Here is a 9,329-nt window from a genome sequence, read left to right as displayed (position 1 = left end):
TACGGCGACCGACCTTGATCTAGCTCAGAATCCCGATGGAATGGCTGCGCTATGGTTTGCCTGAAAGCGCGTATTTCGCGCGGACCGCATGATCGGAGAAAGCCATGAACCCCCTTCGCCCCCTTCTTGCGCTGGCTGGCGCGCTGGCCCTGTCCGGCTGCGCCGAAATGATGACCGCGACGCCGCAGCTGGAGATGAAATCCGGCAGCGCGCAGAAAATGGAAGTCAAGGCCAAGGTCATGGCCGTGGGGAGCCTTGACTACTCGCCCGACGGCAAGCGGCTCGCCTCGGCCGGCGTCGCGCCGGTGGTCAAGATATGGGACATGACCACGGCCAAGGGGTTGCGCACGCTGTCGATTCCCGCCAAATACGGCCTCGGCGACGTGGTGTATTCGCCCGACGGCAAGCTGCTGGCGGCCTTCGGTGCCACCGGCCTGTTCGGCGATACCATTACCTATCTGTGGGACGCGGAAACCGGCGCGCAGATCAAGACCATTCCGGGCAACCTGAACTTCAGGCTGGCGTTCTCCGCCGGCAACAAGTACCTGCTGGGCAGCGAATTCAAGCCCGGCGGCCTGTTCGACCCTGTCACCATGGAGACCAAGCAGTTCGACCTGGGCAACGATACCGTGGTCAGAAGCTTTCACGGCTATACCGTCGGCGCCATGTCGCCCGACGGGCGCAACGCACTGCTCAAGGGTGATCCGCAGAAGGGGCTGATGCTGGTCGACCTGCAGACGGGACGTGAAATCTGGCGCACCGGCGACCGCCGCACCGATGCCGTCGCCTTCACGCCCGACCGCCGCCATGTGCTCGCCTCGCGCTCCGAATTCCACGGCACGCTGGGCACGCGCGCCACCATGTCGCTGGCGCTGCTTGACGCCGCCACCGGCAACCAGATCCGCGAGCTGCTTCGTTACGATGTCGCGAACACCTTCCTCGCCACCGACAAGGACTTCGCCAAGCTGTCGGTCATCGAAGTGGCGCCGGACGGCAGCCGCTTCATCACCGGCACGAACCGGGGCGAATACAAGCTGTGGGACCTGGCGACCGGCCAGATGATCCGGCAGCTGAAGCGCCCCGACGAAAAGCTGATGTTCGACATGAGCCCGGCCCACGCCGCCTTCTCGCCCAACAGCAAGCTGGTCGCCGTGACCTCCGCCGCCTCGGTGCGTCTCTACAACGTCGCCGACGGCGAGGAAGCCGCGACCATGATCGCCTTCGACGACGGCGAATGGCTGGTCACCACGCCCAGCGGCTACTACAACGCCTCGGAGAAAGGCGACCAGTACCTCAGCGTCAGCGTCGCCGGCTCGCCCTTCACCATTTCGCAGTTGCGCGAATCCTTCTACCGGCCCGACCTGGTCAAGGTGGCGCTCTCCGGCGGCACCCTGAGCGACTACAAGAAGATCGCCGACATCAAGCCGCCGCCGACCGTCGCCATCGTCGACACGCCGAATACCACCGCCAGCCCGAAGATCAGCGTCTCGCTGCGGATCAAGGACCAGGGTGGCGGCATCGGCGACGTGCGCCTCTACCGCAACGGCGCCGCGGTGGTGTTCGAGAAGACGCAGACGCGCAACCTCAATGTCGCCGAAGCCGGCCAGGATGCCCAGGTGCTGCGCTACGAGATCAGCCTGGAACCGGGCGCCAACACCATCCGCGCCATCGCCTTCAACGCCGACAACAGCATGCAGAGCGCCGACACGACGATCGAGGTGCAGGCCAGCATCGTCGCGCGGCAGCCGGCGCTGCATGCCATCGTGATCGGCATCAAGGATTTCGCCAATCCGCGCCTTGCGCTGAAGTATTCGGTCGCCGACGCCGAGCTGTTTGCCTCGACGCTCGAAACCCGGGGCAAGGGCTTGTTCAGTTCCGTTCACGTCAAGCGCCTGTTCAAGCCGGCGGAAACCACCAATACCGCCATCACCGCGGCGCTCAGGCAGGCGCGGCAGGACGTGGGGCCGGAAGACCTGTTCGTGTTCTACGTCGCCAGCCACGGCACGGTGGATGACGGCCAGTACCTGCTGATCACCTCCAATGTCGGCTCCACCACCACGGCGAAGCTCAAGCAGGATGCGCTGACGCAGGATTCGCTGAAGGAAATGATCTCCAACATCCCCGCCTCGAAGAAACTCGTCGTGCTCGACACCTGCAGCGCCGGACAACTCGGCGACGCGATCCAGGTCGCGATGCTGACGCGCGGCATGAGCGACGACACGGCAATGAAAGTGCTGTCGCGCGCCGTCGGCTCCACCGTGCTCTCCGCCGCCACCTCGGTGCAGGAAGCGCTGGAAGGCTACAAGGGGCACGGGCTGTTTACCTACGTGATCGTCGAGGGGCTCAACGGCGCGGCGGATGCCGACAAGGATGGCTTCATCAAGACGCTGGAGCTGGCCGACTACGTCGACAGCCAGGTGCCCGAGCTCGCCGAGAAGGTATTCCAGCACAAGCAGTATCCGATCGTGTCGCCGACCGGGCAGGGCTTCCCGCTGGTGAAGACGCGCTAAACCTGCAAAAGAATTGTCCGCAGATTTCGCCGATTGACACAGATGGATCAGTGCATTGCATGGTCAGCTCGTACTGCCTGCTGGGGGAGTCGTGGACGCTCGCCATTTTGTTGTCTCATCTGCGTAATCTGCGTAATCTGCGGATTGAACCGAAATTTTTTGGATACATGAGAATCCTGCTTGCCCTCTGCCTGCTGCTCGCCGCCGCGCTGCCCGCGCAGGCCCAGCGCAACCTCACCGTGGAGAAGTCGGCGCCGGCGGAACGGCGCGTGGCGCTGGTGATCGGCAACGGCGCCTACGCCTCGGCGCCGCTGAAGAACCCGCCCAACGACGCCCGCGACATGGCTGGCGCGCTGCGCCGGCTGGGCTTCACGGTGATCGAGAAGATCAACGTGCCGCAGAAGGAAATGAATCGCGCCATCGCCGAATTCGGCGAGAAGCTCAACGCCAGCACCATGGCCCTGTTCTTCTACGCCGGCCACGGCATGCAGGTGAAGGGCAAGAACTACCTGCTGCCGATCGACGCCCGCATCAATTCCGAATCCTCGGTGCGCGCCGAGGCGGTGGATGTCGATGCCGTGCTCGACCAATTCGCCGCCAGCCCGCTCAACGTGGTGATCCTCGACGCCTGTCGCAACAACCCCTTCGAACGCAAGTTCCGCAGCGTCGGCGGCGGCCTGGCGCAGATGGACGCACCCAAGGGCACGCTGATCGCCTATGCCACGGCGCCGGGCAAGGTCGCCTCCGACGGCGATGGCAGGAACGGGCTCTACACGCAGGAACTGCTGCGTCATCTGCAAACGCCCGGCCTTTCGGTGGAAGTCGTGTTCAAGCGGGTGCGCGCCGGCGTGGCGCGGGCCACGGGCGATGCGCAAATTCCCTGGGAAGCCTCGTCGCTCACCGGCGAGTTCCACTTCCGCCCCGACGCGACGGCGCGGCCGGCGGAAGTGCCGCCCACGACCATGGCCGTCGATACGCCCGAGCAGATCGAGCAGCAGTTCTGGAACCGCATCCGCGACAGCCAGGACAGCGCCGATTTCGAGGACTACCTGAAGCAGTATCCGCAGGGCCGCTTCGTCGCCGAAGCGCGGCTGATGGTGCGCAAGCTGGGCGGGGCCAAGCAGGTTGCGGCAGTCCAGCCGCCAGTACCCGCCAGTGCAGCTCCGCCGCCCCGCAGCTGGTTTGGAGTGCAAATACAGGGAGTAACCCCGGAACTCGCCGCTTCCTTCAGCCTGAAAGAGGCGCGGGGCGCGCTGGTCGTCAGCACCGCCAAAGGAGGGCCGGCGGAAAAGGCCGGCATGGAATCGGGCGACGTCGTGGTCGAGTTCCAGGGGCAAGCGATTCAGAACTATGCCGACCTGCCGCCAATGGTGGCCTCCAGCGAACCAGGCGCTCAGATCAACGTCCGCGTGATCCGCCGCGGGCAAATGAAAGATCTCGCCGTAACGCTCGGAAAGCCCCAGGAAGCCGCATCTCAGCAAGCGGCCGGGAAACTGGGAAGCGATCTTGAGAAGTTTTTCGGAAGCTTCTCCGGTGGCGTGCTGTTTTCGCAAATCAAATCGATCTACCAGCAAAAGCTGGTCGCGCGCGGCTTCGAGTTGCTCCCCAACGACCGGATTACCCGGGTTGTCCGTCAAGGGGTGGTAACGCAAGTGAAGTCACCCGGAGACATCGACGGGTGGCTGGCGGCACTGGATTCCACGCCGGACGTGTCGCTATCCATCGTGCGCGACGGCAAGGAGGCCTTCCAGGCTGGAAGCAAACCCAAATGAGAGCCTGGCTCGTTCTGATTCTGCTGCTCGCCGCCGCGCTGCCGGCGCAGGCCCAGCGCAACCTCGCCGTCGATAAACCCGCTGCGGCGGAGAAGCGCGTGGCGCTGGTCATCGGCAACGCCGCCTACGGCGCCTCGCCGTTGAAGAACCCGGTCAATGACGCCCGCGCCATCGCCGCCAAGCTGCAGAAACTCGGCTTCGACGTGGTCAAGCGCGAGAACCTCACGACGAAGCAGATCGGCGCCACGCTGCGCGAATTCCGCTCGCGGCTGAGTCCTGGCTCCGAAGCCCTGTTCTTCTATGCCGGCCACGGCGTGCAGGTCAAGGGCGTCAATTACCTGCCCGCCGTCGATGCCGACATCACTTCGGAAGAAGACGTGCCCAACCAGAGCATCAACGTCAGCCAGTTGCTGGAGATCATGGATGACACCAGGACGCGGCTCAACCTGATCTTCCTCGATGCCTGCCGCAACAATCCCTTCACCCGGCGTTTTCGCTCCACCGGCGGCGGCCTGGCCAAGATCGAAGCGCCGTCGGGCACCAAGATTTCCTTCGCCACGCGCCCCGGCAGTGTCGCCGCCGACGGCGAGGGCCGGAACGGCCTCTACACCGAACACCTGCTGCGGGTCATGGACGAGCGCGGCCTGCCCATCGAACAGGCGCTGAAGCGCGTCTATTCCGGCGTCAAGCAGGCCTCGAAGGGCGCGCAGGAACCCTGGGAGGAAGGCACCATCGAAGGCGAGTTCTACTTCCAGCCCGCTGCGCCCGGCCCGGCGGCGCAGGTCGCCCAGCTCACGCCGCAACTCGTCGGCGCGCGCACGACGGAACAGATCGAGGACGAACTGTGGGATGCAATCCGGGACAGCGAGAAGATCGGCGTGTTCGAGGAATACATCAGGCAATATCCGAACGGCCGCTACCTGGCGCAGGCGCGAGTGAAGCTGGCGGGATTGCGGGAGGTGCCGCGTCCGGCACCGATGGCGGCTTCCGCCGCCGTCTCGCCAGCGCCGACTCCGACGGCAAGCGCCGGCCCGGTATTCAAGGACTGCGACGAATGTCCGGAGATGGTGACGATTCCGGCGGGCAGTTTCGAAATGGGCGACGGCATGCTGGATTCCGACAAGCCGGTGCATCGCGTCACCATCCCCGCCGCGTTTGCCCTGGGCCGGACGGAAGTGACGCAAGCCCAGTGGCGCGCGATGATGGGCAACAACCCGAGCCGGTTCGCCGACTGCGGCGACGACTGCCCGGTGGAGAACGTGAGCTGGGACGACGTGCAGCACTTCGTTCGCAAGATCAGCCAGAAAACCGGCAAGGCCTATCGCCTGCCGAGTGAAGCCGAATGGGAATATGCCTGCCGTGCCGGCGCTCGGCAGTGGTATTGCGGCAGCGACAACGTCGCCGGCGTCGCCTGGCACGACGCGTTTTTTTCCGGTGCGACGCATCGGGTCGCCGGCAAGCAGGCAAACGCCTGGCAGCTTCATGACATGAGCGGAAATGTCACGGAGTGGGTGGAGGACTGCTGGCATGGCAACTACGAGGGCGCGCCGAACGACGGCAGCGCATGGGCGAGCGGCAATTGCGAGAAGCGCGTGACGCGCGGCGGTTCCTGGGCCGGACCAGCCCACCTCGCGCGCGCGGCCCGGCGCGACTGGGCCGAGCCGGCAACGCGCAACAGCCACTGGGGTTTCCGCCTGGCGCAAACGCTTGTCGGCGCAGCGATCCCGGGGGCACAACAAACGCCGCCCGAACAGAATGCCGCGGCCACGCTGTGTTTCTTCCGCACACCCCAGTTCATCAACAGTCGAACTACCGCGACGGTGGAAGTGGATCGCAGGAAGGTCGGACAACTGAAGAATAGCGATGCCTTCTGCATCAGCCATCCACCAGGCACGTATACGATTTCCGGCTATGGCCTGATGCCTCCCCACAAAACCGTGACCGTCACCGCGCAGCCCGGCAAGACGGTCTATGTGAAAGTCGAAGACACCCTGCTCGGCTGGGAGTCGAGCCTTGCCACCGAGCAGGATGGCCAGCAGGAGGTTGCCGCCCGGCGGCGGTAACTCGGCACGCCATGTCGATCTCCCCCGCTCATTTCGTGCAATCAATGTTCCCCCGGGGCTTCGCCCTGGCATTGTCCTGCCTGTTTGCGCTTGCGGCGTTTGCCGCCGAACCGGTGCGCAACCTCACCGTCGAAAAGTTATGCGGAGCGGTATCCCCTTGCGGGACGGCGCTGGCGGAACGGCGCGTCGCGCTGGTGATCGGCAATGCCGCCTATCCCGGCGCCGGCGCGCTGAAGAATCCGGCCAATGATGCGCGCGACATCGCCGCCCGACTGAAGCGGCTCGGCTTCGAGGTCATCGTGCGCACCGACGTGCGGCAAAAGGAAATGCTGCGTTCGCTCACCGAGTTCGGCGACAAGGTGCAGGCCGGCACCGAGGCGCTGTTCTTCTATGCCGGCCACGGCATGCAGGTGCGCGGCAAGAACTACCTGATCCCGATCGACGCCGAGATCCGCGGCGAATCCTCGGTCAGCAGCGAGGCCGTCGATGTCGACCAGTTGCTCGACAAGCTGGCGCCGGCGCGCCTGTCGCTGGTGATCCTCGATGCCTGTCGCAACAACCCCTTCGAGCGGCGCTTTCGCGGCGGCGGCCAGGGCCTGGCGCAGATCAACGCGCCGACCGGCACGCTGATCGCCTACGCCACGGCGCCGGGCAAGGTCGCCGCCGACGGCGACGGCAGGAACGGCCTCTACACGGCGGAATTGCTCGCGGCCATGGATGTGCCGGACATCCGGATCGAGGACGTCTTCAAGCGCGTGCGCGCCAATGTGGTGAGGAAGAGCAACGAGGCGCAGACGCCATGGGAGTCGTCAAGCCTTACGGGAGACTTCTATTTCAACGCCAGTGGAGCGCAGATCGCCCAACTCACACCGCAACTTGCGGGGGCACGCACGGCGGCGCAGATAGAGGACGAACTGTGGGACGCGATCAAGAACAGCGAAAAGGTCGGTGTGTTCGAGGAATATATCCGGCAATACGCGAACGGGCGCTACCTGGCGCAGGCGTACGTCAAACTGGCCGGATTGAGGGACGCAACCCGGCCGGCAACGCCGGCGACCACTCCGGCCGCCGGCCAGATGATCAAGGACTGCGCCGAGTGTCCCGACATGGTGGCACTTCCACCGGGAAGCTTTCAGATGGGCGGGAACAGCTATAAGGATTGGGGCAAACCCGTGCATGACGTGACCATAAGTCGTGCCTTTGCCCTGGGCAAAACCGAAGTCACGCAGGGGCAGTGGATGGCAATCATGGGCAGCAACCCCAGCGGCTTCAAGGATTACGGTGACGATTTTCCGGTGGAGACGATAAGCTGGCATGAGGCCAAGGAGTTCCTGCGCAAGCTCAGTGTCCGGACAGGGAAGGCCTACCGCCTGCCCAGTGAGGCGGAGTGGGAATATGCCTGCCGCGCGGGAAGAGGCCATGAATACTGCGGAAGCCAAAGCATCGAGGCAGTGGCCTGGTACACAAAAAATGCCGGCGGCGCAGCGCACGCCGTGGCTGGCAAGCAGCCCAACGCCTTTGGTCTTTACGACATGAGCGGCAACGTGCTGGAATGGGTGGAAGACTGCTGGAACGACAGTTACAACGGAGCGCCTGCGGATGGAAGTGCCTGGAAGAGTGGCGATTGCAGCAACCGCGTGCTGCGCGGGGGTTCGTGGAACGACGGGCAGGAGTTCGTCCGCTCGGCCGCTCGCACCATCTACCCTTCGACATCCCGGGTGTTTGGCATCAGCGGCTTGCGTGTGGCCAGGGAGCTTTCCGAGCGCAAAGAGATCGAACCCGCGCCACACCTCTCCCAGTCCCCCGACATCAGCGGCAGCTGGCACTGGTCGGTGCGGTCATTCCTCGTCCCCGACCGGACCAACACGGTCAATGCCGACGGCACATGCCTGTTGAATACCGGCACCACCTGCATCTGGACCTGGGAGGATGCCGGCAAGCGCAAGATCGCCTTCCGCTTCAGCGACACCTGGACGCACGTGATGACGCTCGCCGAGGACGGGCGCAGCATGACGGGGAAGGATGACTGGGGCACCGCGGTCACGGCCAAACGGGCCGGCGGCAAGTAGCGCGCCGTAGCGCCGGCGCCGACTCCCGGCTAGCGCAGCACCCAGGCCAGCGTCAGCGGAATGATGGCCAGCGAAGCCATGTTGCCGACCAGCACCATCGAGGCGACGCGCTCCGGCTCCTGCCGGTAGCGCTCGGCGAAGATGTAATTGAGCACCGCCGGCGGCAGGGCGCCGAACAGGATCAGCATCGCCGCGTCGCGCCCGGTGAGGCCGAGCAGCAGGTTCATCAAGAGGGCCACCAGCACGCCGGCAACGGGCGAGGTGATCGCGCCGGCGAGGCTGATGTGCAAATCGGCATGGCGGCTGTCGGTGAGCCGCACGCCGAGCGAAAACAGCAGCAGCGGAATCGACACGTCGCCCAGCAGTTTGACGCTCAGCCACAGCGGCTGCCACAGCGGAAAATGCAGCGTGCTCACGGCGAGGCCGGCCAGCGCGGCGGCGATCACCGGCACCCGCCACAGGTTCCACAGCTTGGCGCGATGGTCGAGCAGCCAGGTGCCCAGCGAGTAGTGCAGGAAGTTCTCGGCAAAGAACAGCACCACGGCAGCAGGCAGCGCGGATTCGCCGAAGGCCAGCACCATCAGCGGCAGGCCCATGTTGCCGGAATTCTTGAACATCATCGGCGGCACGAAGGTGTTGCCCGCCACGCCCAAGAGGCGCGCCACCGGCCAGGCCAGCAGCCCGGTGCCGAGCACCACGACGGTGCCGCCGAGCAGCAGCGGAATGTTCTGCGCGATGTCGAAGGACTTCGAGGCCAGCGCCGCGAACACCAGCGCCGGCACGAAGATGTCCATGTTGAGCTGGTTGGCAAAGGCCATGTCCGGCTTCTTCCAGCGTCCGTAGCCGTAGCCGACGGCGACGATGGCGTAGATCGGGAAGACGATCCCGGCGATGCGCTCGATCAATTAAAACACC

The 9,329-nt window shown here is 65.1% G+C and carries 5 protein-coding genes; 4 read left to right on the top strand and 1 reads right to left on the bottom strand.

What is annotated here, in order from left to right:
• Window positions 1-104: 104 nt before the first annotated feature.
• From SUTH_RS18235 to SUTH_RS18220, 4 genes are all read left to right on the top strand, one after another.
• On the top strand, window positions 105-2,510 hold the full coding sequence (locus tag SUTH_RS18235; protein WP_052473141.1) for a caspase family protein: 2,406 nt from the start codon (window positions 105-107) through the stop codon (window positions 2,508-2,510).
• Window positions 2,511-2,677: 167 nt separating this feature from the next.
• On the top strand, window positions 2,678-4,282 hold the full coding sequence (locus tag SUTH_RS18230) for a caspase family protein (protein ID WP_052473139.1): 1,605 nt from the start codon (window positions 2,678-2,680) through the stop codon (window positions 4,280-4,282).
• Window positions 4,279-6,345, top strand: coding sequence for an SUMF1/EgtB/PvdO family nonheme iron enzyme (locus SUTH_RS18225; RefSeq protein WP_052473137.1), 2,067 nt, complete (start codon window positions 4,279-4,281; stop codon window positions 6,343-6,345). The genes SUTH_RS18230 and SUTH_RS18225 overlap by 4 nt, the downstream gene beginning before the upstream one ends.
• A gap of 44 nt (window positions 6,346-6,389) precedes the next feature.
• Window positions 6,390-8,414, top strand: a complete 2,025-nt coding sequence (locus SUTH_RS18220) for an SUMF1/EgtB/PvdO family nonheme iron enzyme (RefSeq protein WP_052473136.1) — start codon at window positions 6,390-6,392, stop codon at window positions 8,412-8,414.
• Between the two features lie 29 nt (window positions 8,415-8,443).
• Here SUTH_RS18220 and SUTH_RS02845 read toward each other — a convergent pair whose 3' ends face one another.
• A complete protein-coding gene (locus SUTH_RS02845) occupies window positions 8,444-9,319 on the bottom strand; it encodes an AEC family transporter (protein ID WP_041096941.1) in 876 nt (291 codons plus the stop codon).
• Window positions 9,320-9,329: the final 10 nt, after the last annotated feature.

It is taken from the genome of Sulfuritalea hydrogenivorans sk43H (genome assembly GCF_000828635.1).
GTDB lineage: Bacteria > Pseudomonadota > Gammaproteobacteria > Burkholderiales > Rhodocyclaceae > Sulfuritalea > Sulfuritalea hydrogenivorans.
Note: the sequence above shows the minus strand (reverse complement) of the source record. Positions and strands in the feature narration are given on the sequence as shown.